Below are 25,687 nucleotides of genomic sequence, written 5' to 3'. Positions count from 1 at the left end.
GGTCGCCCGGCGCCGGGCGACCCACCCGCCGTCAGCGGGTCCTGCTGTGCCGAGGGCTCATCGGCGGTGCGACGGGGTCTTCCACTCCGGCACGTCCGCGCGGGCGACCCGTTCGGGCGTGATCCGGAACCGGTGGTCGGTGTGGGTCGACTTCACGCCCGCCGCGGTGCGGCTGACCACCCGCAGCTGCTGGTCCTCGGTGTGGGTGTGGTCCAGCGGATCGTCGCGGTGCCGTCCGGGCCGATCGGGACGGTGGTGGTGACGCCGTCGACCGTGTACTCGAACGCCGTCGCGCCGGCCTGGTTCGCGGTGAACGTGAAGGACCCTTCGCGCCACTTGCCGCTGGAGGCGGCGGGGAACTCCGCCGAGCTGACGGTCGGGCGGTGGGAGCACTGTTACCGGCCGTGCGCGGCCGATCACGCGACCGGGTCGGCCAGAGGGGGCCGGCCAGGTGGGGCGGCCGAGCGGCGTCGGCTGGGTGAGGTCAGCTCGGCAGGGGAGCGGCGCCGCGTTCGGTGATCAGCTGTTGCATGTACGTGCTCTCGGCCGTCTGCGACTTGAGCATGTTGTCCGCGAGCGTCCGCACGACCGACTGCCCGGCGCGCGTGGCGGCGTACTCGGCCATCGGGGCGCCGCCCTTGTGGTGCCGCAGCATCAGCTGCAGGAAGTACACGTCGAACTCGACGCCGGTCAGCGAGCGCAGCTTGGTGATCTCCTCGGACGACGCCATGCCGGGCATCCGCTCGGCGTCACCGGAGCCCGAGCCCGAGCCGGGCGCGTCGTGGCCGTGCGTGCCGGAGGTCATCCACCACATGTGCCTGCCGTCGACCGACTGCTCGGGGTAGCCCCAGAGGAACAGCCAGCCCTTCATCCGCCCGACCTGCTCCAACTGGGTCGAGGCGATGTCGAAGGCGAGCTGCCGGACGGCGGGGTCCGCCGTCTTCTCGCGCGCGATGTTGGCCATCGTCACGCCTTGCAGGTGGTGGGTCGACATGTCCTGGGTGAACCCCACGTCGACCGAGTCGCGCGCGGGCGTCGAGCTGGTGTCCGCGCCCGGCAGCTTGATCAGCAGGCCGATGGCGGCGCCGAGCAGGAGGACGGCGACGACCGCGACGGTCACGACGATCGTCCTGGTCGCGGTCACCCCGCGTGACGGGGGTGCCTCGTCCTCCTGCCCGACGCCTGCCACAGGTCAGCTGCTCGCGGTCGTGGTGGCCGCGGGGGCGTCGGACGCGGGCGGGGCCGACGGGTCGCCGGTCGGCTCGGTGCTGTCCGCGGTGCCACCGGACATCGGGACCGCGTCGGGACCGGGCGCCTCCGCCACGAACGGCGGCGGGTTGGTCACGTCGAACTGGGTCGCGTCGCACGTGGCGCCGACCTCGGGGTAGGTGTACTGGTTGCGCCGCAGCGACTGGATGAACTGGTCGATCCGCTCGTCGTCGGCGCTCTCCAGCTTCAGCTGGTGGCCCCACGACTGCAGCGAGATCGGCTTGTCCAGGCCGGGGTACGGCGACAGCATGGTGAACGGCTGGCCCTCGGCCCGCGCCTTCAGCTTGTCCAGCGCCTCACCGGTGATCTGGTCCGGGTTGTACGCGATCCACACCGCGCCGTGCTCGAGCGGGTGGACCATGTTCTCGTTGCGGACGGCCTTGTCGTACACCGTGCCGGTGCAGTCGGCCCACACGTTGTCGTGCGGACCGCCGAACGGCGGTGACTGGTCGTAGGCGACCCGCTGCGTGGCGTCGACGTGCTTGCTGGCCTCGTACTCGACCTTGACCACGCCGGCGATCTGGTCCGAGGGGTCCTTGTTCTCCTCGGTCGGGTTCCACTTGGCGAGCGCCTGCTCCTTCGCGTTGCGGTCCGCGATCTGGCTGTACGCGTAACCGAACACGGTGCCGGCCAGGGCCAGCACGGCCACCACCGCGATGATGGTCCCCCACGGCTTCGGCTTCTTGGCCACCACCGAGGAGCGCGCCGCCGCAACGCTGGAGCGCGCGGCCTTCGTCTTCTTGCCGCTGGTCATGTCCGCCTCAGTCTCGTCATACGCCCATGCCGCGGGCCAGTGTAGGGATACCGTGTCTGATCACCGTCAACTGGCCGTCACAGCGGGTGGCCGTCAACAGTTGCCATCCCACTTCGCGGGACGCGCATCCCGGTCGAGACCAGCGAGAACGCTTCCCTAGACTTGTCGGGTGACTCCCGCTGCGCTCGCTGAACTGGTCCGTGCGACGGCCGTGGACGTGCTGTCCACCCGCGGCCTCGACCCCGCCGCCCTGCCCACAGCGGTCACGATCGAGCGCCCCCGCAACCCCGAGCACGGCGACTACGCCACCAACGTGGCCCTCCAGACCGCCAAGAAGGTCGGCGTGACGTCCCGCGACCTGGCCGGCTGGCTCGCCGACGCGCTGACCGGCACCGACGCCATCTCCTCGGTCGAGGTCGCGGGCCCCGGCTTCCTGAACCTGCGGCTCGCCGCGGACGCCCAGGGCGCGATCGTGCGCGACGTGCTCAAGGCCGGCGAGGCCTACGGCCGCGGCGAGCAGCTCGCCGGCACCCGGATCAACCTGGAGTTCGTCTCGGCGAACCCGACCGGCCCCATCCACCTGGGCGGCACCCGCTGGGCCGCGGTCGGCGACGCGCTCGGCCGCGTCCTGGCCGCCAACGGGGGCGACGTCACCCGCGAGTACTACTTCAACGACGCGGGCGCGCAGATCGACCGGTTCGTCCGGTCCCTGATCGCCGCCGCGAAGGGCGAGCCCGCGCCGGAGGACGGCTACGCGGGCGGCTACATCGGCGACATCGCCGCCGAGGTGCTGCGGCAGGAGCCCGGCGCGCTGTCCGCCGAGGACTCGCACGAGGTGTTCCGCCGCATCGGCGTGAACCTCATGTTCGAGGAGATCAAGAAGGACCTGCACGACTTCGGCACGGACTTCGACGTCTTCTTCCACGAGGACTCGCTGCACAAGTCCGGCTCCGTCACCAAGGCCGTCGAGCAGCTCAAGGACTCCGGCGCGCTGTACTTCGAGAACGGCGCGTGGTGGCTGCGGTCCACCGAGTTCGGCGACGACAAGGACCGCGTGGTCATCAAGAGCGACGGTGACCCCGCGTACATCGCCGGTGACATCGCGTACCTGGTGGACAAGCGGTCGCGCGGCTTCGACCTGTGCATCTACATGCTCGGCGCGGACCACCACGGCTACATCGGCAGGCTCAAGGCCGCCGCCTCGGCGCTGGGCGACGACCCGGCGTCGGTGGAGGTGCTGATCGGCCAGATGGTGAACCTGGTCAGCGACGGCAAGCCGGTGCGGATGAGCAAGCGCGCGGGCACCGTGATCACGATGCAGGACCTGGTGGACGCGGTCGGCGTGGACGCGGCCCGGTACGCGATGACCCGCTCGTCGGCGGACTCGTCCCTGGACATCGACCTCGACCTGCTGCGCAAGCGGAGCAACGACAACCCGGTCTTCTACGTCCAGTACGCGCACGCGCGGCTGTCGTCGGTGCTGCGCAACGCCGCCGACCTGGGCGTCACGCCCGGTGAGGCGGTCGAGGAGCTCACGCACGACCGCGAGGGCGACCTGATCCGCACCATCGGCGAGTTCCCGCGCGTCGTCGCCACCGCCGGCGAGCTGCGCGAACCGCACCGCGTCGCGCGCTACCTGGAGGAGCTGGCGGGCACCTACCACCGGTTCCACGAGGCCTGCCGCGTGCTGCCCAGGGGCGACGAGGAGACGACCGAGCTGCACCGGGCGCGGCTGAGCCTGTGCGCGGCGACCCGCCAGGTGTTCGCCAACGGCCTCGCGCTGCTGGGCGTGACCGCGCCGGAGCGCATGTGATGCGCGCGCACCCGGCCGGTCCCCGGCACGCCGACGTCCTCATCCCCTCCAACACCGCGGGCAACCGCCCCGCCACGGCCGCCGACCTGGACGCGATGCACCCGCAGGTGTGGCCGCGCCACGCCGAGCGCGGCGACGACGGCGCGGTGCGCCTGGCGGGCGTGGACGTGCGGCAGCTCGCCCAGGACCACGGCACCCCGCTGTTCGTGATGGACGAGGGCGACTTCCGCGCGCGCTGCCGCGAGCACGCCGAGGCGTTCGGCGACCCGACCCGGGTCCACTACGCGTCCAAGGCGTTCCTGTCCGTCGCGGTGGCCCGGTGGGTCGCCGAGGAGGGCCTGAGCATCGACGTGGCCAGCGGTGGCGAGCTGGCCGTGGCGCTGCGCGCGGAGTTCCCGCCCGAGCGGATCGCGCTGCACGGCAACAACAAGTCCGTGGCCGAGCTGACCGCCGCGGTCGAGGCCGGCGTCGGCGTGGTCGTGCTGGACTCGTTCTACGAGATCGCCCGCCTGGACCAGGTCGCCCGCGAACGCGGACGCGTGCAGCCGGTGATGATCCGGGTGACGGTCGGCGTCGAGGCGCACACGCACGAGTTCATCGCCACCGCGCACGAGGACCAGAAGTTCGGCTTCTCGCTGTCCTCGGGCGACGCGGCCGAGGCGGCGCGCCGGGTGCTGAAGTCCGACGGGCTGCGGCTGATCGGCCTGCACAGCCACATCGGCTCGCAGATCTTCGACGCCAGCGGCTTCGAGGTCGCCGCGCGCCGGGTCATCGGGCTGCTCGCGGAGCTGCGCGACGAGCACGGCGCCGGGATCCTCGAGCACGTCACGACCGTGGACCTCGGCGGCGGCCTCGGCATCGCGTACACCGCCGACGACGACCCGCCGCCGCCCGCCGAGCTGGCCCGCCAGTTGCACAACATCGTGGCCAAGGAGTGCGAGCACGCCGAGCTGCCCGCGCCGAAGATCGCGGTCGAGCCCGGCCGGGCCATCGTCGGCCCCGGCACGGTGACGCTGTACGAGGTGGGCACCATCAAGGACGTCCAGCTCGACGCCGGCGTGGTCCGCCGGTACGTGAGCGTGGACGGCGGCATGAGCGACAACATCCGCACCGCCCTCTACGACGCGGTCTACGACTGCAAGCTGGTCTCGCGCGCCGCGGGGGAGGGCGCCCGGCCCGTGCTGTGCCGCGTCGTGGGCAAGCACTGCGAGTCCGGCGACGTGGTCGTGCGCGACTGCTGGCTGCCCGACGACCTCGCGCCCGGCGACCTGATCGCGGTCGCCGCCACCGGCGCGTACTGCTACTCCATGGCCAGCGGCTACAACCGGCTCCCCCGCCCCGCGCTCGCCGCGGTCGTGGACGGCCAGGCCCGGTTGCTGCTGCGCCGGGAGACCGAGGAAGACCTGTTCCGCCTGGAGGTATGAGAAGTGGCAAGCCACGAGGGCAAACCGATCAGGGTCGCGTTGCTGGGCTGCGGCACGGTCGGCACCGAGGTGGTCCGGCTGCTCACCGACCAGGCGGCCGACCTCACCGCGCGGGTCGGCGCGCCGGTCGAGGTGGCCGGCATCGCCGTGCGCAGGCCGAACAAGCACCGGGACGTGCCGGCCGAGCTGCTGACGACCGACGCGGAGGCGCTGGTGGCCTCCGACGACGTGGACGTGGTCGTGGAGGTCATCGGCGGCATCGAGCCCGCCCGCACGCTGCTGCTGGCCGCGCTGCGCGCGGGCAAGTCGGTGGTGACCGCGAACAAGGCGCTGCTGGCCGAGCACTCGGCCGAGCTGTTCGAGGCCGCCGACAGCTCCGGCGCCGACCTGTACTTCGAGGCCGCCGTGGCGGGCGCGATCCCGCTGCTGCGCCCGCTGCGCGAGTCGCTGGCCGGCGACCGCATCACGCGGGTGATGGGCATCGTCAACGGCACCACGAACTTCATCCTGTCGGGCATGGACTCCACCGGCGCCGGTTACGCCGAGACCCTGGAGGAGGCGACCAGGCTCGGGTACGCCGAGGCGGACCCGACGGCCGACGTGGACGGGTTCGACGCCGCGTCCAAGGCCGCGATCCTGGCGTCCCTGGCCTTCCACAGCCGGGTCACGGCCGCCGACGTGCACCGCGAGGGCATCGCCTCGGTCAGCGCCGCCGACATCGCCGCCGCCAAGGCGCTCGGCCGCACGGTGAAGCTGCTGGCGATCTGCGAGCGGGTAGCCGTGGGCGGAGCCGAGGACCAGACGACCGTCAACGGAGCCGAGGACCGGCCGACCGCCGACGGCGCCCCGGCCACCGAGGGGATCTCGGTCCGGGTGCACCCGGCGATGATCCCCACCTCCCACCCGCTGGCGAGCGTGCACGGCGCGTTCAACGCGGTGTTCGTGGAGGCCGACGCGGCCGGCGAGATGATGTTCTACGGACAGGGCGCGGGCGGCGCCCCGACCGCCAGCGCGGTGCTCGGCGACCTCGTCGCGGTGGCCCGCAACCGGGTGCACCAGGGGCGCGGGCCGCGTGAGTCGGCCTACGCGGCGCTGCCCGTGCGACCGATGGGCCAGACGCCCACGCGTTATCACATCAGCCTCGACGTCGCCGACCGGGCGGGCGTGTTGTCGCAGGTGGCGGCGGTGTTCGCGGAACACGACGTGAGCATCGCGGCCGTGCGGCAGGAGGGCCGGGTCGACGACGCCAGCCTGGTGATCGTCACCCACGCCGCGACCGACGCGGCACTGCGGTCGACCGTGGACAAAATCGGCGGGCTGCCCGTGGTTCGGGAAGTGGTCAGCGTGATGAGGGTGGAAGGCGAAGAAACATGACGATCCAAGCAGGCGTGCGACCGGGGTGGCCCGGCATCATCCACGCCTACGCGGACCGGATCGAACTCCCCGAGGGCGCCAAGGTCGTCACCCTCCACGAAGGCGGCACGCCGCTGGTCGCCGCCGGGCACCTGTCGGAGCTGACCGGCTGCCAGGTCTACGTCAAGGTCGAGGGCGCGAACCCGACCGGCTCGTTCAAGGACCGCGGCATGACCGTGGCCATGACGCACGCGCTGGCCAGCGGCATCCGCGCGGTGATCTGCGCGTCGACCGGCAACACCTCCGCCAGCGCGGCGGCGTACGCGGCCAAGGCGGGCCTCACCGCCGCGGTGCTCGTGCCGCGGGGCAAGATCGCGCTGGGCAAGCTCGCCCAGGCGGTCGCGCACGGCGCGCGGATCCTGCAGATCGACGGCAACTTCGACGACTGCCTGGAGCTGGCGTCCAAGACCGCGACCGAGTACCCGATCACGCTGGTCAACTCGGTCAACCCGGTGCGGCTGATCGGCCAGAAGACCGCCGCCTGGGAGATCTGCGACGTGCTGGGCCGCGCGCCCGACGTCCACTGCCTGCCGGTCGGCAACGCGGGCAACATCACCGCGTACTGGCGTGGTTACTCGGACTACTACAGGGACGGTGTCACCGACTCCGCGCCCCGGATGTTCGGGTTCCAGGCCGCGGGCTCCGCGCCGCTGGTGCTCGGGCAGCCGGTGGCGGACCCGGAGACCATCGCGACCGCCATCCGGGTGGGCAGCCCGGCGTCGTGGACCGGTGCGGTGGCCGCCAAGGAGGAGTCCGGCGGGCTGTTCGAGGCCGTGACGGACGAGAAGATCCTGGCGGCCTACCGGCTGCTGGCCTCGACCGAGGGCATCTTCGTCGAGCCCGCGTCCGCGACCAGCGTGGCGGGCTTGCTGGCCACGGTCGCCGACGGTCGGCTGCCGAAGGGCTCCACGGTCGTCTGCACGGTCACCGGCCACGGCCTGAAGGACCCGGACACGGCCCTGCTGGGCATGCCCGAGGTCGAGCCGGTGCCGGTGGACCCCGGCGCCGTGGCGACCGCCCTGGAGCTGGCGTGAGGGCCCTGGCGGCCCGTTGCGTCCGCGTGAGGGTGCCCGCGTCCACGGCGAACCTCGGCTCGGGGTTCGACGCGCTGGGCATGGCGCTGGGCCTGCACGACGAGCTGGAGTTCGCCGTGACCGACGGCGGCCTGGTGGTGGAGGTGTCCGGCGAGGGCGCCGCCGACGTGCCGACCGACGAGCGCCACCTGGTCGTGCGCGCGTTCCGGGCGGCGTGCGAGCTGGTCGGGGTCCAGGCGCCGGGGCTGAGGCTGACGTGCCGCAACGCCATCCCGCACGCGCGTGGCCTCGGCTCGTCCGCGGCGGCGATCGTGGCCGGTGTGGCGGCCGGTTTCGCCCTCGCCGGTCGCGAGTCGGACACGAGCGCGTTGCAACTCGCCGCGGAGTTCGAGGGGCACGCCGACAACGCGGCGGCGGCGATGTTCGGCGGCGTGGTGATCGCGTGGACGCAGGGTGACCGCTACCGCGCGGTCCGTGTGGACCCGCACCCCGGTGTGACGCCGGTCGTGCTGGTGCCTTCGGAGGAGTCGTCCACCCACACGACCCGCGGTCTGCTGCCGTCGAAGGTGCCGCACGAGGACGCGGCGTTCGCGGCGGGGCGGTCCGCGCTGGCCGTGCACGCGCTGACGGCGGACCCGTCGCTGCTGGTCGAGGCGTTGGACGACCGGCTGCACGAGCCCTACCGGGAACCCGCCTGGCCTGCGACGACGCGGTTGGTGCGGTCCCTGCGCGAGGCCGGGGTGCCCGCCGCGGTGTCCGGTGCGGGACCCACGGTCCTGGCCCTGCCACCGGGCGGGGTGCTGCCGCCCCAAGTGGACACGACCGGGTTCGAGGCGCGTCGGGTGCCGGTCGACCTGGCCGGAGTCCGGGTTGCGCCACTCGGCTGAGTGATGCGACGCGCCGCACCCCGGTTGTTGCACCCGGCCGGACCGGCGTCTACCCTCGGGGCCATCAGTCACCGCGCGCACGGGCGCCGGTGTGGTGCCCGGACGTTCGTTCCGGGTCGCATTCCTCCAGTGACCTGGCTCTGTGCCGTATGGACGGGGCCGACGCTGGAAGGCACCCGCTCGCCGTGTGACCGAAGTCCGGTACCGGAGGACTCCGCTTTCGTGCGCGTTCCGCGCCGTCGCCAGGTCCGCCTGAACCGGGACGAAACTGCCGCACCGCATTCCGTCGGACGGCAGGTCCGCTGGAACGCGTAGGAGGCGCGCTCCGGTCAGGAAGGACATGTGTGACCAACACCGATGTACTGAGCAGCCAAGCTCCTGCTGCTCCCAACCCCGCTGCCAGTTCCGGAGCCGAGGAGAACGCTCTGACCACCCCTTCGAACGGCAGCGCCACGCCGCGCAAGCGCGCGGGCCTCTCTGGAATGGTGCTGGCCGAACTCCGTGAACTCGCAGGTCAGCTGGGCATCACCGGCACGGCCGGCCTCCGCAAGGGCGACCTGATCGCCGCCATCAAGGAGCGGCAGGGCGGCACCTCCGGTCGGGGCAGTGCCGCGACGCCGCCCAAGGCCGAGAAGAAGGCCGAGGCTCCCAAGGCGGTCGTCGAGAAGGCGCCCGTGGTGGAGAAGGCCGCCGCGGCCCCCGCTCCGGTGGAGAAGCCGACCCAGCAGCAGCTCGACGTGACCGACCGTCCCGCCGAGGAGGAGGGCGGCCGTCGCGGCAACCGCCGCCGCCGTTCCTCCAACCGGCCGGCGGGCAGCCCCGAGGCTCCCGCCGCGGACGCCCAGCAGGCGCAGGCCGTGGCCGACCGGCCCGCTCAGGCGGACCGCGTCCAGGCCGACCGCCAGCAGGGCGACGGCCGCCAGCAGGGCGAGCGCGCCGAGCGCCCGGACCGCGGCGAGCGGTCGGACCGGGGTGACCGGCAGGACCGCGGTGACCGCCAGGACCGCTCCGAGCAGCGCGAACAGCGCCAGGACCGGGGCGACCGCGGCAACCGCGGCGACCGGCAGGACCGGGGCGGGCGTGACGACCGCGGCGACCGGGGTGGCCGCGACCGCGACCAGAACCGCAACCGCCAGCAGAGCGGTCCGGGCGACGACGACGAAGAGGGCGGCCGTCGCGGTCGCCGCTTCCGCGACCGTCGCCGTCGCGGCGGCCGCGGTGACGAGGGCGGTCCGGCCACGGACACCGAGGTCCGCGACGACGACGTGCTGCTGCCCGTGGCGGGCATCCTCGACGTGCTGGAGAACTACGCGTTCGTCCGCACCTCGGGCTACCTGGCCGGGCCGAACGACGTGTACGTCTCGTTGTCGCTGGTCCGCAAGTACGGGCTGCGCCGCGGCGACGCCCTGATCGGCGCCGTGCGGCAGCCGCGCGACGGCGAGCAGCAGCGGCAGAAGTTCAACCCGCTGGTGCGGGTGGACAAGATCAACGGCCTCGACCCGGAGGAGTCCCGCAACCGGCCGGACTTCACCAAGCTGACGCCGCTGTACCCGAACGAGCGCCTGCGCCTCGAGACGGAACCGCACATCCTCACCACGCGCGTCATCGACCTGGTGATGCCGATCGGCAAGGGCCAGCGGGCCCTGGTCGTGTCGCCGCCGAAGGCGGGCAAGACCTCGGTGCTCCAGTCGATCGCGAACGCGATCACGAAGAACAACCCCGAGTGCCACCTGATGGTGGTGCTGGTGGACGAGCGCCCGGAAGAGGTCACCGACATGCAGCGGTCGGTGAAGGGCGAGGTCATCGCCTCAACCTTCGACCGCCCGCCGTCGGACCACACCACGATCTCGGAGCTGGCCATCGAGCGGGCGAAGCGCCTGGTCGAGATGGGTCACGACGTGGTCGTGCTGCTGGACTCGATCACCCGGCTGGGTCGTGCCTACAACCTCGCGGCCCCCGCGAGCGGCCGGATCCTGTCCGGTGGTGTCGACTCGACCGCGCTGTACCCGCCCAAGCGGTTCCTGGGCGCGGCCCGCAACATCGAGGGCGGCGGCTCGCTGACCGTCATCGCGACGGCCCTGGTCGAGACCGGGTCCGCGGGTGACAGCGTGATCTTCGAGGAGTTCAAGGGCACCGGCAACGCCGAGCTCAAGCTCGACCGGAAGATCGCGGACAAGCGGACCTTCCCGGCGGTGGACGTCGACTCGTCCGGTACCCGCAAGGAAGACCTGCTGCTCTCGCCGGACGAGCTGGCGGTCATGCACAAGCTGCGCCGGGTGCTGCACGCCCTGGACAGCCAGCAGGCCATCGACCTGCTGCTCGACCGCCTCCGCAAGAGCCGGACGAACATCGAGTTCCTGATGCAGGTGGCCAAGACCACCCCGGGCGGGGACAACGACTGACCCCGTCCGACCTCCGAAGGCCCGTCCGGCACCCACGCCGGGCGGGCCTTCGGGCGTCCGGGGTGGTCCTCAGCAGGGCGGCGTGGGCGAGGCGACGCCCGCCTCGACGAGCGCGGCGGTGCGGCGGCGTTCGAGGAAGTAGTGGGCGACCAGCAGCGCCACGACCGGCACGCCGAGGCCGACGACGGCCGCCACGGGCACGCGCACGCCGTCCAGCAGCACCCCGACCACCAGCACGGACGTCAGGTACGGCCAGCGCAGCCACCCGCGCTGCCACCGGGCGGTCCACCCGACCGCACCGGAGGTCGCGACGGCGACGGCGACGCCCGCGCCGACCACGGGGCTCGACAGGGCGGGCTGCCCCGGAGCGCCCACCAGCAGGCCACCCAGCCCGGTGAGGCCCAGGACGGCGATGCTGAACAGGAACGGCACGGCCAGCCACGAGGACAGCGACAGGGGACGCCCGACAGTGCAGAACACACCGACAGTGTTGCGTCCACGCAGCGTGGGCCGCTGCTGTCTGTAGTTCAGCGGTTACCTCGTGCGCCAAATGGTCGACCACCATCGGCGAGCGGTTGTGACCCCGGCCACGGGGAACAAGCGTGCGAAGCCGCGCGTTGCAGTCCGTGACGGCCGATCTGGCACACTGTCTGGTCGAGCCCGGCTCCGGTTCACCTCGCACGATCCCGACGAGGACCCGGCGGCCAATCGAGGAAAGGGACAAGACGTTGAAGACCGGCATCCACCCCGAGTACGTGACGACCGAGGTCACCTGCGGCTGCGGCAACACCTTCAGCACCCGCAGCACCAAGACGTCCGGCGCCATCCACGTCGAGATCTGCTCGAACTGCCACCCGTTCTACACGGGCAAGCAGAAGATCATGGACACCGGTGGCCGGGTCGCGCGCTTCGAGGCCCGCTACGGCAAGCGCGCCAAGTAGCTGCCCCGACGGCGTCCACCCCGAATCCGCGGGTGGGCGCCGTTGTCGTCTCCACACCCCGAAGCACCCTCGCCAGACGTTGAGACCGGAGCAAGATCGTGACGCTGGACGCCCTGCTGGCCGAGCACGCCGAGCTGGAAGCCAGGCTCGCCGACCCCTCGGTGCACGCCGACCAGGCGGGCGCGCGGAAGCTCGGCAAGCGCTACGCCGAGCTGACCCCGATCGTGAAGACCGCCCGTGAGCTGGAGCAGGCGAGGTCCGACCTGGAGACGGCCCGCGAGCTGGCCGCCGAGGACGCGGTGTTCGCCGAGGAGGCCGAGCAGCTGGCCAGGACCGTGCCGGCGCTGGAGTCCAAGCTGACCGAGCTGCTCCTGCCGCGCGACCCGCACGACGGCGCGGACGTCGTGCTGGAGATCAAGTCCGGTGAGGGCGGCGAGGAGTCGGCCCTGTTCGCGGGCGACCTGCTGCGCATGTACCTGCGGTACGCCGAACGGCACGGGTGGAAGGCCGAAGTGCTCGACGGCACGGACTCCGACCTGGGCGGCTACAAGGACGTCACGGTGGCCATCAAGAGCCGCGTGGACACCCCGGACGGCGTGTGGTCGCGGCTGAAGTACGAGGGCGGCGTGCACCGCGTGCAGCGGGTGCCGGTGACCGAGTCGCAGGGCCGCATCCACACCTCCGCCGCGGGCGTCCTGGTGTTCCCCGAGGTCGACGAGGTCGAGGTCGAGATCGACGAGAACGACCTGCGCGTCGACGTGTTCCGCTCCTCCGGCAAGGGCGGGCAGAGCGTCAACACGACCGACTCCGCGGTGCGCATCACGCACCTGCCCACCGGCATCGTGGTGTCCTGCCAGAACGAGCGCAGCCAGCTGCAGAACAAGGCGCGCGCGATGCAGGTGCTCCAGGCCCGGCTGACCGCGTTGGCCGAGGAGAAGCAGCAGCAGGAGGCCTCGGACGCCCGGCGCACCCAGATCCGCACGGTGGACCGCTCCGAGCGGGTCCGGACCTACAACTTCCCGGAATCGCGCATCTCCGATCACCGGGTCGGGTACAAAGCCCATAACCTGGACCAAGTGCTCGACGGCGACCTGGACGCGGTGCTGGACGCCCTGGCGGCGGCCGACCGCGCGGAGCGACTAGCCGCCGGGTGAGGCGAGACGAGGGGGCGCGCGATGGCGGAAATCCTGGTGAACCCGCGGCGCGCCCCGCTCGACGCCGTGCTGGAGGTCCGGGTGGTCGACCTGCCACCGGACGAACGGGTCGAGGTGCGCGCGTCGACGGGCGACTGGTCGTCGTCCGCGGTGTTCGTGGCCGACGAGCGCGGGGTGGTGGACCTGACCCGGCACGCGCCCGTCGAGGGCGGCTACTCCGGCGTCGACCCGATGGGGTTGTTCTGGTCGATGACCCGGACGGGTGAGCCGAGCGGCCCGACGCTGGTCGAGGTCGTCGGGGTCGACAAGGTGGAAGTGGACCGGTTGACCGTGCCCGACGGGGTCAGGCGGACCGAGGTGCGCGAGAACGGCCTGGTCGGCGTGCTGTTCGAGCCCGACGACGACCGGGTCCACCCCGGGGTGCTCGTGCTGGGCGGGTCCGAGGGCGGGGTGCACGAGCTGGACGCGGCCCTGCTCGCCGGGCACGGGTTCGCGGCGTTGGCGACGGCGTACTTCGGCGTGCCGGGCGTGCCGGACGACCTGGTCGAGATCCCGCTGGAGCACTTCGGGACGGCCCTGGAGTGGCTCGGCGCGCGGGCCGGGCAGGTGGGTGTCGTGGGCGGGTCGCGCGGCGGCGAGGCGGCGTTGCTGGTCGGTGCGACGTTCCCGCAGGTCAAGGCCGTGGTGAGCGTGGTGGGCAGTGGTGTGGTCACGCAGTGCATCGGGCCCGGCTCGCGGTTGTTGCGGAAGCTGGACCACGAGGCGGCGTCGTGGACGTGGCAGGGCAGGCCGCTGCCGTACCTGCCGTACTCGGTCCCCGACGAGCTGCGCGAGCAGGTGGTCTCGGGCGAGCCGGTGCGGCTGAGCTCGGCGTTCGACTTCGCCGACGGCATCCCGGAGGACACCGAGATCCCGGTCGAGCGGATCGCGGGCGGTGTGTTGCTGCTCTCATCCGGGCAGGACCGGTCGTGGCCGTCGGCGGAGCTGAGCGAGGTCGCCTGGCGCCGGCTGACCGACCGCGGGCACGCGCACCGGCACGAGCGCGTGGTGTACCCCGAGGCAGGACACCTGATCGCGGGGCCGCCGCACCGGCCCACCACCGACGTCGTCGTCCCGGGGCCCGGCGTGGACTTCGCGATGGGCGGCACGCCCGCCGCCACGGCCGCCGCTCGCGCCGACGCGTGGCGTCGGACGGTTGAGTTCTTGTCGGACCAACTGGGCACCTAATGTGTCGCTCATGAGCGCACACTTTGACGTCGTGGTCCTCGGTGCGGGGCCAGGCGGGTACGTCGCCGCGATCCGGGCGGCCCAGCTGGGGCTGAAGACGGCGGTCATCGAGGAGCGTTACTGGGGCGGGGTGTGCCTGAACGTGGGCTGCATCCCGTCGAAGGCGCTCCTGCGCAACGCGGAGCTCGCGCACCTGTTCACCCACGAGCAGAAGACCTACGGCATCCAGGTCGACGGCACGGTGAAGTTCGACTACGGCGTCGCCTACGACCGCAGCCGCAAGGTCGCGGACGGGCGCGTCAAGGGCGTGCACTTCCTGATGAAGAAGAACGGCATCACGGAGTACAACGGCCGGGGCACGTTCCTCGACGCGAACACCATCCAGGTGGGTGACGAGAGGGTCACGTTCACGCACGCGATCATCGCGGCGGGCGCGACGACCCGGCTCCTGCCGGGCACGAAGCTGTCCGAACGGGTGGTGACGTACGAGGAGCAGATCCTGTCGCAGGACCTGCCGGAGAGCATCGTCATCGCCGGCGCGGGCGCCATCGGCGTCGAGTTCGCGTACGTGCTGCACAACTACGGCGTGAAGGTCACCATCGTCGAGTTCCTCGACCGGGTGGTGCCGCTGGAGGACGCCGAGGTGTCGGCGGAGCTGGCCAAGCGGTACAAGCGGCTCGGGATCGACGTGCGGACGTCCACGAGGGTCGAGTCCATCGACGACTCCGGGCCGCGCGTGCGGGTGACCGTGTCCAAGGACGGCGCCGAGGAGGTCCTGGAGGCCGACAAGGTCCTGCAGGCCATCGGCTTCCAGCCGCGGGTCGAGGGCTACGGGCTGGAGAACACCGGCGTCCAGCTGACCGAGCGCGGCGCGATCGCCGTCGACGGTCGTGGCCGCACGAACGTGGAGAACATCTTCGCGATCGGCGACGTGACGGCGAAGCTGATGCTCGCGCACGCCGCCGAGTCCATGGGCATCATCGCGGCGGAGACCATCGCGGGCGCGGAGACCATGGAGCTGGACTTCGTGATGATCCCGCGGGCGACGTACTGCCAGCCGCAGATCGCCTCGTTCGGGTGGACCGAGGCGCAGGCGCGCGAGCGCGGGTTCGACGTACAGGTCGCGAAGTTCCCGTTCACCGCGAACGGCAAGGCGCACGGCATCGGCGACTCCGCCGGGTTCGTGAAGCTGATCAGCGACGCCAAGTACGGCGAGCTGCTCGGCGGTCACCTGATCGGACCGGACGTGACCGAGCTGCTGCCCGAGCTGACGCTGGCCCAGCAGTGGGACCTGACCGTCCACGAGGTGGCGCGCAACGTGCACGCGCACCCGACGTTGGGCGAGGCGGTCAAGGAAGCCGTGCACGGCCTGGCCGGGCACATGATCAACTTCTGACCGGCTTAGGCTGGGTCCATGACCCGACACCCGCTGCGGACGGCCATCAACGAAGCCGAGCGCCTGCTGGCCGCGGCGGGTGTCGACAGTCCCCGGGTGGACGCCGAGCTGCTCGCCGCCCACGTGCTCGGCGTCGAGCGCTCGCGCCTGCCGCTGATCCCGCTGGTCGACCCGCCGGTGGTCGACGCGCTGCACAAGGCCGTGCGGGAGCGCGCGACGCGCGTGCCGTTGCAGCACATCACCGGCCGGGCCCACCTCGGCGGCGTGGACCTGGAGGTCGGTCCGGGCGTGTTCATCCCGCGCCCGGAGACCGAGCTGGTGCTGGAGTGGGCGCTGTCCACTCTGGAGTCGAAGGACCCGGTGGTGGTCGACCTGTGCACGGGTTCCGGCGCCCTGGCGCTGGCCGCGGCGCACCGGTTGCCGGCCGCGTCCGTGCACGCGGTCGAGCGTGACCCCTCGGCGTTGGCCTGGGCGCGGCGCAACGCGGACGCCCGCGCCGCCGCGGGCGACACGCCCATCACCCTGCACGCGGGCGACGTGACCGAGCCGGACCTGCTGTCCGACCTGGACGGACAGGTGGACCTGGTGCTGTGCAACCCGCCGTACGTGCCGGACGGCACCGAGGTGCAGCCGGAGGTCGCCGACCACGACCCGCGGCACGCGGTGTTCGGCGGTCCGGACGGGCTGGAGGTGATCCGGCACGTCGTGGCGGTCGCCGCGCGGTTGCTCAAGCCCGGTGGGCACGTGGCGATCGAGCACGACGACAGCCACGGCGTGGTCGTGCCCTCGCTGCTCTCCTCGCGCCGGGTGCTCACCGACGTCGCCGACCACCGCGACCTGGCGTGGCGACCGCGCTTCGCGACCGCGCGCCGGGTATGAGCGCGCCTGCATCTTGACGTCATCACTACCAGGCATCATGATGTCCTCATGCGCACGACGCTGACACTCGACGACGATGTCGCCCGCTTGGTGGACGACGCGGTCCATCGCGAGCGACGCCCGATGAAGCAAGTCGTCAACGACGCACTCCGCCAGGCATTGGCGCCACGCCCCTCCCGGCAGGAGCCTTACCGGTTGGTGCCGCACGAATCCGCGTTGCGGCCGGGGTTCGACCTCGCCGGGTTCAACCGGCTGGCCGACGAGTTGGAGGACGAGGCGATCATCGACAGGACGCGGCGTCACCCGTGATCGTTCCCGACGTCAACTTGCTGCTCTACGCGGTCATCTCGGGTTTTCCGCAACACACCCGTGCGCGTGCATGGTGGGAGGAAACCCTCAACAGCCACATCACGGTTGGCCTGACCCAGCCCGCACTGTTCGGCTTCCTGCGCATCGCCACGAACGGGCGCATCCTCGAGTCGCCTCTGCCGGTCGGAGAGGCCGTCGACTACGTGAGCGAGTGGCTGGCCCAACCCAACGTCGAACTCCTCACCCCGGGCGCGGACCACCTCAGGATCGCCCTCGAACTGCTCAAGGACATCGGCACCGCCGGGAACCTCACCACCGACGTCCAGTTGGCTGCCTACGCCCTTGCGCACGACGGCGAGATGCACTCCAACGACACAGACTTCGCCAGGTTCCCCAATCTGAAATGGGTCAACCCGCTCCGGTGATCACGCTGGACTCCCGGCCGTCGCGGGGGCCGGTGACGACCGCGCGCCGGGTCTAAGGGGTGGCGCGCTCGACCATCCCGGCCAGGCGCGACCGGGTCAGCTCCCACTCCTCGGGCGGGCCCGCGGCATAGAGGACGTATTCGACGCCGCCGGTTTCCCAGAACGCGGTGGCGACCCGTTTCGCGCCCGACGGCGTGTTCTCGTCGAATTCCCAGGTGACGGCCGGGTGATTGCGGATCGTCGTCGCGCTGAGCGTGACGCGGCGGTGGCCGGGTTCGCGTTCCCGGTCCGCGGCGGCGCGCGCGATGCGGTCCAGCAGCGGTGTCGACGGGTCGGTGACCGGTGCGCCGCCGAGTCGCAGTTCCCGGCGCGGTGACGTCGGGTCGGTGACGACGAGGGTGGTGGCGACCGTGCCGGTGGCGACCGCCCACCCGGCCGGGATCACGGTGGTGAGGCCGCCCGGCGCTTCGACCCGCCGCAGGTCCGGCGGGAGGGCGGCGGTGGTCGTGGTGGTCGTGGGCGGTGGCGCGGTGGTGGTCGTGGTGATGACGGGCAGGGTGGGCGCCGCCGCGGCGGAGGTGCCGGGTGCGGTCGTCGGGGGACTCCGGTCCAGCGTCAGGTAGCCCGCGGTTCCGGCCAGGACGACGTACGCGGCGGCGGCCGACAGCGCCAGGGGGAGGGCGCCCATCGGGTTTCTCGCATTCACCGGACGCCTCGCCATCGGGATAATCTGGACGTCAACGCTCCGCCGAGTAAATCGGAGAACCCGCGATGGCTGTCAATGGGCCGAACGAGTGGAGCGAACTGCGGGAATGGCTGGCGGCGCGCATCACCCGCGTCGACCTGACCGAATTCGGCGATGCCGACCGGGTGCGCCTGTCCCGCGCGCTGACCGCGCTGACGTCGGCGTTGGGCGAGGGCCACGACGGCGAGAGCCACCTGGCCGCGGCCGTGGTGCGCGCGGAGCTGGCCCGTGGCGGCGCGCCCCGTGCGGACGACGTGCTGCGCACGCACCTCGCCCTCGCGCTCGCGGCCCGGACGGCGGAGGTGCGCGCCGTCACGCCGGGGGGTGCGCTGGTCGTGACGGGCGCGCGTCAGGCGGCCGAGTGCCGTGCGCTGGCCGAGGAGGTCCTGGCGCTCAGCCCGCACCCGGAGTTGATCGCGTTCGCGACCGACCTGTGCCGGAGGTTGGACGAGGCGCGGCGGTGGCGGTGGGTCGAGCCGGACGTGTGGACGGCGGCGGTGGTGGGGCTGGCCGTGCTCGTGCTGCCGTTCGTGGGCAGCGCGATCGGCAACCCGGCGGTGACCGCGGCCGGTGTGCTGGTGGGCGCGGCGCTCGTGTTCGGGTTCGTGGTGGCGCACCGGAAGCGGAAGTGGGCGGTCGACGCGGACGCGGCGTTCGGCCGCGGTGGTTCGTGACCGGGCCGCGGAACGCGCCCGCCGCTCCGTGCCCGCCGCTCGCCGTCCGGGTGTGACCTCGGCCGCTGGGCCCGGTCGCGCTGTGCTTGGATCAGCAGGGTGAGCACGATCTACGATTGTGGTGTCCAGACCGATCGCGCGGCGGGCCTCGAAGCCGCCGCGGGAGCGGTGCGGGGCGGGCGGCTGGTCGTCCTGCCCACGGACACCGTGTACGGCATCGGGTGTGACGCGTTCGACGCGGCGGCCGTTCGTGCCCTGTTGGAGGCCAAGGGGCGCGGGCCCGACATGCCGGTCCCCGTGCTGGTCGGCTCGTGGACCACGATCGACGGGTTGGTCCTCGGGGTGCCCCGGCAGGCCCGCGCGCTGATCGAGGCGTTCTGGCCGGGCGGGCTGTCGCTCGTGCTGCCGCACGCGCCCTCGTTGGCGTGGGATCTCGGTCACACCCGCGGCACCGTGATGCTGCGGATGCCGTTGCACCCGGTCGCGTTGGAGCTGCTCCGCGACGTCGGTCCGATGGCCGTCTCCAGCGCGAACAAGTCGGGCTTCCCGCCGGCGGGCACCGTCCAGGAGGCCTGGGACCAGCTCGGCGAGGAGGTCGGCGTCTACCTGGACGGCGGACCGGCCACCGAGAACACCGCCTCCACCATCGTCGACCTGACCGGACCGGACCCCGTGGTCCTGCGGGAGGGCGCGGTGCCGATCGGCGAGGTCTCGAAGGCCCTCGGCGTCGAAGTCGAGGTCGCCCGCTAGTGGATCTTCCCGATCGGAGTAGCGTGGTACTCCCGTCGCCCGAACCAGCCCGACTGGATCAGCTGCAGCAAGATCCACCCGACACCCCATCGCCGAGGGGCTAGCCTGCCGTGGGCCAGTTGCCTGCCGTGTCCAACGTCCTCCCCGTCCGGGAGTACCTGCTCGTCGCGCTCACCGCCGCCGTCGTGACGTTCCTGCTCGTCGGCCTGGTGCGCGCGCTGGCGTTCCGGATCGGCGCGGTCGCCTACCCCCGCCAGCGCGACGTGCACGTCCAACCCATGCCGCGGATGGGCGGGCTCGCGATGTACGGCGGGGTGCTCGGCGGCATGCTCCTGGCGCACCAGCTGCCGGTGCTGCGCTCGGCGTTCGACTTCTCCTACGACCCGTACGCGGTGATCGTGGGCGGTGGCGTGATCGTCCTCGTCGGGGTGCTGGACGACCGGTTCGAGCTGGACTCCCTGACGAAACTCGCCGGCCAGGTCACCGCGGCGGGCATCCTCGTGCTGTTCGGCCTGCAGTGGCTGCTGTTCTGGGTGCCGTGGGGCGACGACGGCGAGGGCACCGGCTCGCTGCTCTCGCTGGACCAGAACCAGGGCGCGATCCTGAGCGTGCTGCTGGCCGTGACCATGGTCAACGCGATGAACTTCGTGGACGGCCTGGACGGCCTGGCCGCGGGCATCGGGCTGATCGCGGCGGCGGCCACCTGCGTGTTCTCCATCGGGCTGCTGGCCAACAACGGCGGTGACGTGGGCGCGTACCCGCCCGCGCTGATCGCGGCCACGCTCGCGGGCGCGTGCCTGGGCTTCCTGCCGCACAACTTCAACCCGGCGCGGATCTTCATGGGCGACTCGGGGTCGATGCTGATCGGGCTGATGCTCGCGGCGGCGACGATCTCGGCGTCGGGGAAGATCAACTACGAGTCGGTGCGGGCCACGGACGTCCTGGGCCTGCTGTCGCCGCTGGTCGTGGTCGCCGCGGTCCTGTTCGTGCCGTTGCTGGACCTGCTCATGGCCGTGGTCCGGCGGACCCGGCGGGGCGAGAGCCCGTTCTCCGCGGACAAGATGCACCTGCACCACCGGCTGCTCGAGATCGGGCACTCCCAGCGCCGCGCGGTGCTGCTGATCTACTTGTGGGCGGGCGTGCTGGCGTTCGGCGCGGTCGCGTTGACGCTGTTCGACGTCGTCGTCGTGGTGTGGTGCCTGGCCATCGGACTTGTTCTCGCGCTGTTGGTCTCCGCGATACCCAGACTTCGCGAAGTGCGCCGCACATGACCCCCGATGGTGGGGTGAGGACCAAGGCTTCTTTACACTCGGTCTCGACCAGTGGACGGTGTTCGACCCTTTGGGGGTGACATGAGCCAGGACAAGACGGAGTGGACCCACGAAGCCGTCGTGCAGCGACTCGCGGGCGAGATGTACCGCGCGGCGCTGTGGGCGGCGCTCGCGACGGTGGTCGCGGGCGCGATCCTCTGGACTGTGCTGGCGGGGGTCCCCGGCCTGGTCGCGGCGCTGATCGGCGGTGCCATCGCGTGCCTGTCGTCGGCCGCGACGCTGCTGCTCATGCACCGCACCGCCGCGATGCCGCTCCAGGTGATCATGGTCGCGGCGTTCGCCGGGTTCCTGGGCAAGCTCATCCTGCTGTTCGCGGTGATGATGCTGCTGCGCCAGTTCCCCGTGCTGCACACCAACGCGCTGGCCCTGACCATGGCCGCGACCATCCTGGTGGCCACCGCCATGGAGGTGCGCGCCTCCAAGCGCAGTCGCAGTCAGATCGTCATCCCGACCCCTGGAAACACCTGATCTACCGGCTGGTACGGTGCGCGCAGGACGGGACACCCAGGTAGGTGGGGTGCCTCTCGCGGGCGCTTGCGGTCCGTAAGGTACGTTAAGTCCCGATCGTGACGATTCCCCCGGCGGAGTGAACGCCGGCCGGGAGAACCGGAAGGAACACAGTGACCACGTTGGTGCTGGCCTCGGGTGGCGAGTTCGTCGCACCCGGTGTGAAGGACTTCTTCCCCCCGGCGATCTTCGGCTCGGTCGACAAGCCGATGGTGCTGCTGGTCCTGTCGGTCCTCATCATCGGGGCGTTCTTCATCCTGGCGACCCGAAACATGAAGCTCGTCCCGGGTAAGTTCCAGTTCCTCGCCGAGTCGGCCTACGACATCGGGCGCAACTCGATCGCGCGTGAGCAGATCGGTGGCAAGGACTTCAAGCCCTTCGTTCCGCTGATCCTGACCGTCTTCACGTTCATCCTGGTGAACAACCTGTTCGGGCTCATCCCGTTCGTCCAGTTCCCCACGATGGCGCACATCGGCTTCCCGCTCGCCGTCTCGGTCCTGGTCATCTACCCGGTTTACCACTTCGTGGGGTTCAAGCGCCACGGTTTCGTCGGCTACCTGAAGCACGCCACCATGCCCCCCGGCGCGCCCTGGTTCGTGCTCATCCTGCTGATCCCGATCGAGTTCTTCCAGAAGTTCGTCCTGAACCCGCTCACGCTCGCCATCCGAGTCTTCGCAGCGATGTTCGCGGGTCACCTCCTGCTGCTGGTGTTCACCCTCGCGGGTGAGTTCCTGCTGCTCAACGGCGGCATCACGGTGGTGGTGGCCCCGATTGCCTTCCTCTTCGCCATCGCGCTGACGTTCCTGGAAGCGCTGATCATGGTCCTTCAGGCCTACATCTTCGCCCTGCTGAGCGCCAACTACATCGGCGCCGCGCTGGCGGAAGAGCACTGAAAAACATTCAAGCCTCCGATCCGCGATGCCTTTCGCGGACCGAGTTGGAAAGGGAACAGCACAAGTGAGCGCATCCATCGTTCTTGCTCAGGAAGCCGCCTCCGGTGTGACCAACGCGGGTCTCGCCGCGATCGGCTACGGCCTCGCGGCCATCGGCCCGGGCATCGGCGTGGGTCTGATCTTCTCCTCGGTCATCAGCGGGACCGCCCGCCAGCCCGAGGCCCGCGGCGTCCTGCTGAGCCTCGCCTGGACGACCTTCGCCATCGTCGAGGTCCTCGCGCTGCTCGGCTTCGTCGTGTACTTCCTCGCGTCGGCAGCCTGAGCACCCGTTCATCGCATAAGAGAGGTTTGTGATGAAAACCCTCATCGTGGCGGCGGCGGAGGGGGAACCGATCAACCCGGTTCTCCCGCACACTTCCGAGATCATCATCGGCCTGATCGCGTTCCTGCTGCTCTTGTTCGTCATCAAGAAGTTCGTCTCGCCGAAGTTCGAGGCGGTCTACGCGGAACGCGCCGCCAAGATCGAGGGCGGGATCGAGAAGGCCGAGCAGGCGCAGGCGCAGGCGCAGGCCACGCTGGAGCAGTACAAGGCCCAGCTCGCCGAGGCACGTGCCGAGGCGGCCCGCATCCGCGACGACGCCCGCATCGAGGGCGAGCAGATCATCAGCGAGCTGCGCGCCAAGGCGCAGGAGGAGTCCGCGCGGATCGTCGCGCAGGGGCAGACCCAGCTCGAGACGCAGCGCGCGCAGATCGTCGCGGAGCTGCGTGGCGAGTTGGGCCGACTGGCCATCGACCTGGCTGACCGGGTCGTCGGCGAGTCGCTGGAGGACGAGGTGCGCCGTCGGGGCACCGTCGACCGGTTCCTCTCCGAGCTCGACGGCACGTCGGCTCCGGCCGCCAAGTGAGGGAACGCCGATGACGCTGCACGCCGCTAGCCGTGACGCCCTGGCCGCCGCCGAGCTGCGGTTGCTGGAGGTCGTGGACGGCACGACCGGCCCCACCGCCAGCGAGTCCCTGGGCAAGCTGGGCGAGGAGCTGTTCGCGGTCGTCAGCCTGCTGTCGGCGCAGCCCGCGCTGCGTCGGGCGCTGGCCGACAACTCCTCGGGCCCCGAGTCCCGGGAGCAGCTGCTGCACGGCCTGCTCGACGGCAAGGTCGACGACGCGACGGTGCAGGTGCTGGCCACGGTCGTCACCGCGCGCTGGTCCAGCCCGCGCGAGCTGGTCGACGGCATCGAGTCGCTGGCCCGCACCACGCTGCTGGTGCGGGCGGAGCGGGACGGCAAGCTCGACGCCGTCGAGGACGAGCTGTTCCGACTCGGTCGCATCATCGCGGGCAACCACGAGCTGGAGCTGGCGCTGTCCGACCCGGCGGCCGAGCCCGCGGGCAAGGTCGCGCTGGTCGACAGCCTTGTGGCGGGCAAGGTCGACGGGACCACCAAGACCCTGGTGGACCAGCTCGTCCGCGAGCCGCGCGGCCAGGGCGTCGTCAACGGCCTCGGCGACCTCGCGTCGCTCGCGGCCAAGCGCCGGGAACGTTCCGTCGCCTACGTCCGTTCCGCCGTCGAGCTCGACGCGGCGCAGCAGGACCGCCTCGAGGCCACGCTGACCCGGATCTACTCCAGGCCGATCGCGCTGCACGTCGAGGTCGACCCCACGCTGCGCGGCGGTCTGCTGATCAAGATCGGCGACGAGGTCATCGACGGAAGCGTGGCCGGTCGCCTGGCGTCACTGCGCCGCGACCTCGCCGGCTGACCGACCGGAACCGCGGCCCACAAGCCCCTTTCCCAGAACGAAGTGAGAGCAGGAACGACATGGCGGAGCTGACGATCTCGTCGGACGAGATCCGCAGTGCGATCGAGAAGTACGTCTCGACCTACTCCCCGGAAGTCAGCCGGGAAGAGGTCGGCGTCGTCGCGGAGACCTACGACGGCATCGCCATCGTCGAGGGTCTGCCCGGCACCATGACCAACGAGCTGCTGGAGTTCCCCGGCGGCGTGCTCGGCGTGGCCCTGAACCTGGAAGTCCGCCAGATCGGCGCGGTCATCCTCGGCGACTTCGACAAGATCGAAGAGGGCCAGGAGGTCAAGCGGACCGGCCAGGTGCTCTCCGTGCCGGTCGGCGACGGCTTCCTCGGCCGCGTGGTGAACCCGCTCGGCCAGCCGATCGACGGCCTCGGCGACATCGTCGCCGACGACAACCGCGCGCTGGAGCTGCAGGCCGCGACCGTGCTGCAGCGGCAGCCGGTGAACGAGCCGATGCAGACCGGCATCAAGGCCATCGACTCGATGACCCCGATCGGCCGCGGCCAGCGCCAGCTGATCATCGGCGACCGCAAGACCGGCAAGACCGCGGTCTGCATCGACACGATCATCAACCAGAAGAAGGCCTGGGACTCGGGCGACCCGCAGCAGCAGGTGCGCTGCGTGTACGTGGCCATCGGCCAGAAGGGCTCCACCATCGCGGGCGTCAAGGCCGCGCTGGAGGAGGCGGGCGCGCTGGAGTACACCACCATCGTCGCCGCCCCCGCGTCCGACTCGGCCGGCTTCAAGTGGCTCGCGCCCTACACCGGCTCGACCATCGGCCAGCACTGGATGTACCAGGGCAAGCACGTCCTGATCGTCTTCGACGACCTGACCAAGCAGGCGGAGGCGTACCGCGCCATCTCGCTGCTGCTGCGCCGCCCGCCGGGCCGCGAGGCCTACCCCGGCGACGTCTTCTACTTGCACTCGCGCCTGCTGGAGCGCTGCGCGAAGCTGTCCGACGACATGGGCGGCGGCTCGATGACCGGCCTGCCGATCATCGAGACCAAGGCCAACGACGTGTCGGCGTACATCCCGACCAACGTCATCTCGATCACCGACGGCCAGTGCTTCCTGGAGTCGGACCTGTTCAACGCCGGTGTGCGCCCGGCCGTCAACGTGGGTATCTCGGTGTCCCGCGTCGGTGGCGCCGCGCAGATCAAGGCGATGAAGACGGTCTCCGGCTCGCTGCGCCTGGACCTGTCGCAGTTCCGCGAGCTGGAGGCGTTCTCCGCCTTCGCCTCGGACCTCGACGCGGCGTCCCGCGCCCAGCTGGAGCGCGGCGCGCGCCTGGTCGAGCTGCTCAAGCAGGGCCAGTACTCGCCGGTCCCGGTCGAGGAGCAGGTCGTCTCGATCTACCTCGGCACCAAGGGCCACTACGACGACATCGCGGTGGGCGACGTCCGCCGCTTCGAGTCGGAGTTCCTGGACCACGTCCGGCGCAGCCACGAGGTGATCCTGTCCGACATCCGCGAGTCCAAGAAGCTGTCGGACGACACGGAGAAGGGCATCCTCGACGCCGTCGCCGCGTTCAAGCAGCAGTTCACCGCCTCCAACGGCGCGTCGGTCGTCGACGTGCCCGCCGACGCGATGGACGCCGACAAGGTCGGGCAGGAGTCGGTGAAGGTCAACCGGCCCGCTCCGACCGAGAAGTGACGTAG

The 25,687-nt window shown here is 71.4% G+C and carries 27 protein-coding genes; 22 read left to right on the top strand and 5 right to left on the bottom strand.

Annotation, left to right across the window (positions count from 1 at the left end):
* Positions 1-57: 57 nt before the first annotated feature.
* From ABTZ99_RS01420 to ABTZ99_RS01410, 3 genes are all read right to left on the bottom strand, one after another.
* The gene (locus ABTZ99_RS01420) at positions 58-180 is read right to left on the bottom strand and encodes a hypothetical protein (RefSeq protein WP_498775183.1); all 123 of its coding nucleotides are present in this window, start codon (positions 178-180) and stop codon (positions 58-60) included.
* 304 nt (positions 181-484) lie between these two features.
* Positions 485-1,189, bottom strand: coding sequence for a DUF305 domain-containing protein (locus ABTZ99_RS01415; RefSeq protein WP_498775181.1), 705 nt, complete (start codon positions 1,187-1,189; stop codon positions 485-487).
* A gap of 3 nt (positions 1,190-1,192) precedes the next feature.
* Positions 1,193-2,023, bottom strand: coding sequence for a thioredoxin-like domain-containing protein (locus ABTZ99_RS01410; protein ID WP_498775178.1), 831 nt, complete (start codon positions 2,021-2,023; stop codon positions 1,193-1,195).
* Positions 2,024-2,192: 169 nt separating this feature from the next.
* Here ABTZ99_RS01410 and argS point away from each other — a divergent pair, with 169 nt between their 5' ends.
* From argS to rho, 6 genes are all read left to right on the top strand, one after another.
* A complete protein-coding gene (argS, locus tag ABTZ99_RS01405) occupies positions 2,193-3,836 on the top strand; it encodes an arginine--tRNA ligase (RefSeq protein ID WP_499607265.1) in 1,644 nt (547 codons plus the stop codon).
* A complete protein-coding gene (lysA, locus tag ABTZ99_RS01400) occupies positions 3,836-5,260 on the top strand; it encodes a diaminopimelate decarboxylase (RefSeq protein ID WP_498775174.1) in 1,425 nt (474 codons plus the stop codon). The genes argS and lysA overlap by 1 nt, the downstream gene beginning before the upstream one ends.
* Positions 5,261-5,263: 3 nt before the next feature.
* Positions 5,264-6,634: a homoserine dehydrogenase gene (locus tag ABTZ99_RS01395; protein ID WP_499607262.1), complete on the top strand. Its 1,371-nt coding sequence runs from the start codon at positions 5,264-5,266 to the stop codon at positions 6,632-6,634.
* Positions 6,631-7,707: a threonine synthase gene (thrC, locus tag ABTZ99_RS01390; RefSeq protein WP_499607259.1), complete on the top strand. Its 1,077-nt coding sequence runs from the start codon at positions 6,631-6,633 to the stop codon at positions 7,705-7,707. The genes ABTZ99_RS01395 and thrC overlap by 4 nt, the downstream gene beginning before the upstream one ends.
* A complete protein-coding gene (thrB, locus tag ABTZ99_RS01385) occupies positions 7,704-8,594 on the top strand; it encodes a homoserine kinase (RefSeq protein WP_499607255.1) in 891 nt (296 codons plus the stop codon). Before thrC ends, thrB begins: the two co-directional genes overlap by 4 nt.
* Before the next feature lie 344 nt (positions 8,595-8,938).
* A complete protein-coding gene (rho, locus tag ABTZ99_RS01380; protein WP_499607253.1) occupies positions 8,939-10,996 on the top strand; it encodes a transcription termination factor Rho in 2,058 nt (685 codons plus the stop codon).
* Positions 10,997-11,065: 69 nt separating this feature from the next.
* On the opposite strand, the gene ABTZ99_RS01375 is transcribed toward rho, so the two are convergent.
* The gene (locus tag ABTZ99_RS01375) at positions 11,066-11,476 is read right to left on the bottom strand and encodes a hypothetical protein (protein ID WP_498775164.1); all 411 of its coding nucleotides are present in this window, start codon (positions 11,474-11,476) and stop codon (positions 11,066-11,068) included.
* Positions 11,477-11,724: 248 nt separating this feature from the next.
* On the opposite strand from ABTZ99_RS01375, the gene rpmE reads away from it, so the two are divergent.
* The 7 genes from rpmE (at position 11,725) to ABTZ99_RS01340 (ending at position 17,327) form a co-directional block, all read left to right on the top strand.
* A complete protein-coding gene (rpmE, locus tag ABTZ99_RS01370; protein WP_230572533.1) occupies positions 11,725-11,937 on the top strand; it encodes a 50S ribosomal protein L31 in 213 nt (70 codons plus the stop codon).
* A gap of 98 nt (positions 11,938-12,035) precedes the next feature.
* Positions 12,036-13,091 carry a peptide chain release factor 1 gene (gene prfA / locus ABTZ99_RS01365; RefSeq protein WP_498775161.1) on the top strand — a complete coding sequence of 352 codons (1,056 nt, stop codon included), beginning with the start codon at positions 12,036-12,038 and terminating at the stop codon, positions 13,089-13,091.
* Positions 13,092-13,112: 21 nt separating this feature from the next.
* Positions 13,113-14,318, top strand: a complete 1,206-nt coding sequence (locus ABTZ99_RS01360) for an acyl-CoA thioesterase/bile acid-CoA:amino acid N-acyltransferase family protein (RefSeq protein WP_498775159.1) — start codon at positions 13,113-13,115, stop codon at positions 14,316-14,318.
* Positions 14,319-14,328: 10 nt separating this feature from the next.
* Positions 14,329-15,714: a dihydrolipoyl dehydrogenase gene (lpdA, locus tag ABTZ99_RS01355; protein ID WP_499607248.1), complete on the top strand. Its 1,386-nt coding sequence runs from the start codon at positions 14,329-14,331 to the stop codon at positions 15,712-15,714.
* Between the two features lie 18 nt (positions 15,715-15,732).
* Positions 15,733-16,593 carry a peptide chain release factor N(5)-glutamine methyltransferase gene (gene prmC, locus ABTZ99_RS01350; protein WP_498775155.1) on the top strand — a complete coding sequence of 287 codons (861 nt, stop codon included), beginning with the start codon at positions 15,733-15,735 and terminating at the stop codon, positions 16,591-16,593.
* A 48-nt stretch (positions 16,594-16,641) separates the two neighbouring features.
* The gene (locus ABTZ99_RS01345) at positions 16,642-16,902 is read left to right on the top strand and encodes a hypothetical protein (RefSeq protein WP_499607245.1); all 261 of its coding nucleotides are present in this window, start codon (positions 16,642-16,644) and stop codon (positions 16,900-16,902) included.
* Entirely contained in the window at positions 16,899-17,327 is a 429-nt protein-coding gene (locus ABTZ99_RS01340) for a type II toxin-antitoxin system VapC family toxin (protein WP_499607242.1), read from the top strand. The genes ABTZ99_RS01345 and ABTZ99_RS01340 overlap by 4 nt, the downstream gene beginning before the upstream one ends.
* A 52-nt stretch (positions 17,328-17,379) precedes the next feature.
* Here ABTZ99_RS01340 and ABTZ99_RS01335 read toward each other — a convergent pair whose 3' ends face one another.
* A complete protein-coding gene (locus tag ABTZ99_RS01335; RefSeq protein ID WP_499607239.1) occupies positions 17,380-18,015 on the bottom strand; it encodes a serine/threonine kinase C-terminal domain-containing protein in 636 nt (211 codons plus the stop codon).
* A gap of 83 nt (positions 18,016-18,098) precedes the next feature.
* On the opposite strand from ABTZ99_RS01335, the gene ABTZ99_RS01330 reads away from it, so the two are divergent.
* From ABTZ99_RS01330 to atpA, 9 genes are all read left to right on the top strand, one after another.
* The gene (locus ABTZ99_RS01330) at positions 18,099-18,746 is read left to right on the top strand and encodes a hypothetical protein (protein ID WP_499607237.1); all 648 of its coding nucleotides are present in this window, start codon (positions 18,099-18,101) and stop codon (positions 18,744-18,746) included.
* Between the two features lie 99 nt (positions 18,747-18,845).
* Positions 18,846-19,496, top strand: a complete 651-nt coding sequence (locus ABTZ99_RS01325) for an L-threonylcarbamoyladenylate synthase (protein ID WP_498775149.1) — start codon at positions 18,846-18,848, stop codon at positions 19,494-19,496.
* Between the two features lie 110 nt (positions 19,497-19,606).
* Positions 19,607-20,767: a glycosyltransferase family 4 protein gene (locus ABTZ99_RS01320; protein WP_082404575.1), complete on the top strand. Its 1,161-nt coding sequence runs from the start codon at positions 19,607-19,609 to the stop codon at positions 20,765-20,767.
* Between the two features lie 81 nt (positions 20,768-20,848).
* The gene (locus tag ABTZ99_RS01315) at positions 20,849-21,295 is read left to right on the top strand and encodes a Cg1360 family ATP-synthase-associated protein (RefSeq protein ID WP_499607233.1); all 447 of its coding nucleotides are present in this window, start codon (positions 20,849-20,851) and stop codon (positions 21,293-21,295) included.
* 152 nt (positions 21,296-21,447) lie between these two features.
* Positions 21,448-22,227: a F0F1 ATP synthase subunit A gene (gene atpB, locus ABTZ99_RS01310; protein ID WP_498775145.1), complete on the top strand. Its 780-nt coding sequence runs from the start codon at positions 21,448-21,450 to the stop codon at positions 22,225-22,227.
* Between the two features lie 76 nt (positions 22,228-22,303).
* Positions 22,304-22,549: an ATP synthase subunit C-like protein gene (locus tag ABTZ99_RS01305; RefSeq protein WP_121231937.1), complete on the top strand. Its 246-nt coding sequence runs from the start codon at positions 22,304-22,306 to the stop codon at positions 22,547-22,549.
* A 31-nt stretch (positions 22,550-22,580) separates the two neighbouring features.
* Positions 22,581-23,132, top strand: a complete 552-nt coding sequence (locus tag ABTZ99_RS01300; protein WP_141980869.1) for a F0F1 ATP synthase subunit B — start codon at positions 22,581-22,583, stop codon at positions 23,130-23,132.
* A gap of 10 nt (positions 23,133-23,142) precedes the next feature.
* Positions 23,143-23,979: a F0F1 ATP synthase subunit delta gene (locus ABTZ99_RS01295; RefSeq protein ID WP_498775142.1), complete on the top strand. Its 837-nt coding sequence runs from the start codon at positions 23,143-23,145 to the stop codon at positions 23,977-23,979.
* 59 nt (positions 23,980-24,038) lie between these two features.
* On the top strand, positions 24,039-25,682 hold the full coding sequence (gene atpA, locus ABTZ99_RS01290) for a F0F1 ATP synthase subunit alpha (RefSeq protein ID WP_498775140.1): 1,644 nt from the start codon (positions 24,039-24,041) through the stop codon (positions 25,680-25,682).
* The last annotated feature ends 5 nt before the right edge of the window (positions 25,683-25,687 follow it).

The organism is Actinosynnema sp. NPDC002837 (assembly GCF_040295345.1).
Lineage (GTDB): Bacteria > Actinomycetota > Actinomycetes > Mycobacteriales > Pseudonocardiaceae > Actinosynnema.
Note: the sequence above shows the minus strand (reverse complement) of the source record. Positions and strands in the feature narration are given on the sequence as shown.

Bases quoted from the DNA above. Each gene is read 5' to 3' on its own strand.
- ABTZ99_RS01335 (WP_499607239.1), bottom strand. From the start codon at position 18,015: ATGGGCGCCCTCCCCCTGGCGCTGTCGGCCGCCGCCGCGTACGTCGTC.
- ABTZ99_RS01315 (WP_499607233.1), top strand. From the start codon at position 20,849: ATGAGCCAGGACAAGACGGAGTGGACCCACGAAGCCGTCGTGCAGCGA.
- prmC (WP_498775155.1), top strand. From the start codon at position 15,733: ATGACCCGACACCCGCTGCGGACGGCCATCAACGAAGCCGAGCGCCTG.
- lpdA (WP_499607248.1), top strand. From the start codon at position 14,329: ATGAGCGCACACTTTGACGTCGTGGTCCTCGGTGCGGGGCCAGGCGGG.
- ABTZ99_RS01300 (WP_141980869.1), top strand. From the start codon at position 22,581: ATGAAAACCCTCATCGTGGCGGCGGCGGAGGGGGAACCGATCAACCCG.
- ABTZ99_RS01295 (WP_498775142.1), top strand. From the start codon at position 23,143: ATGACGCTGCACGCCGCTAGCCGTGACGCCCTGGCCGCCGCCGAGCTG.
- ABTZ99_RS01410 (WP_498775178.1), bottom strand. From the start codon at position 2,023: ATGACCAGCGGCAAGAAGACGAAGGCCGCGCGCTCCAGCGTTGCGGCG.
- lysA (WP_498775174.1), top strand. From the start codon at position 3,836: ATGCGCGCGCACCCGGCCGGTCCCCGGCACGCCGACGTCCTCATCCCC.
- atpA (WP_498775140.1), top strand. From the start codon at position 24,039: ATGGCGGAGCTGACGATCTCGTCGGACGAGATCCGCAGTGCGATCGAG.
- ABTZ99_RS01360 (WP_498775159.1), top strand. From the start codon at position 13,113: ATGGCGGAAATCCTGGTGAACCCGCGGCGCGCCCCGCTCGACGCCGTG.
- ABTZ99_RS01330 (WP_499607237.1), top strand. From the start codon at position 18,099: ATGGCTGTCAATGGGCCGAACGAGTGGAGCGAACTGCGGGAATGGCTG.
- ABTZ99_RS01345 (WP_499607245.1), top strand. From the start codon at position 16,642: ATGCGCACGACGCTGACACTCGACGACGATGTCGCCCGCTTGGTGGAC.
- thrC (WP_499607259.1), top strand. From the start codon at position 6,631: ATGACGATCCAAGCAGGCGTGCGACCGGGGTGGCCCGGCATCATCCAC.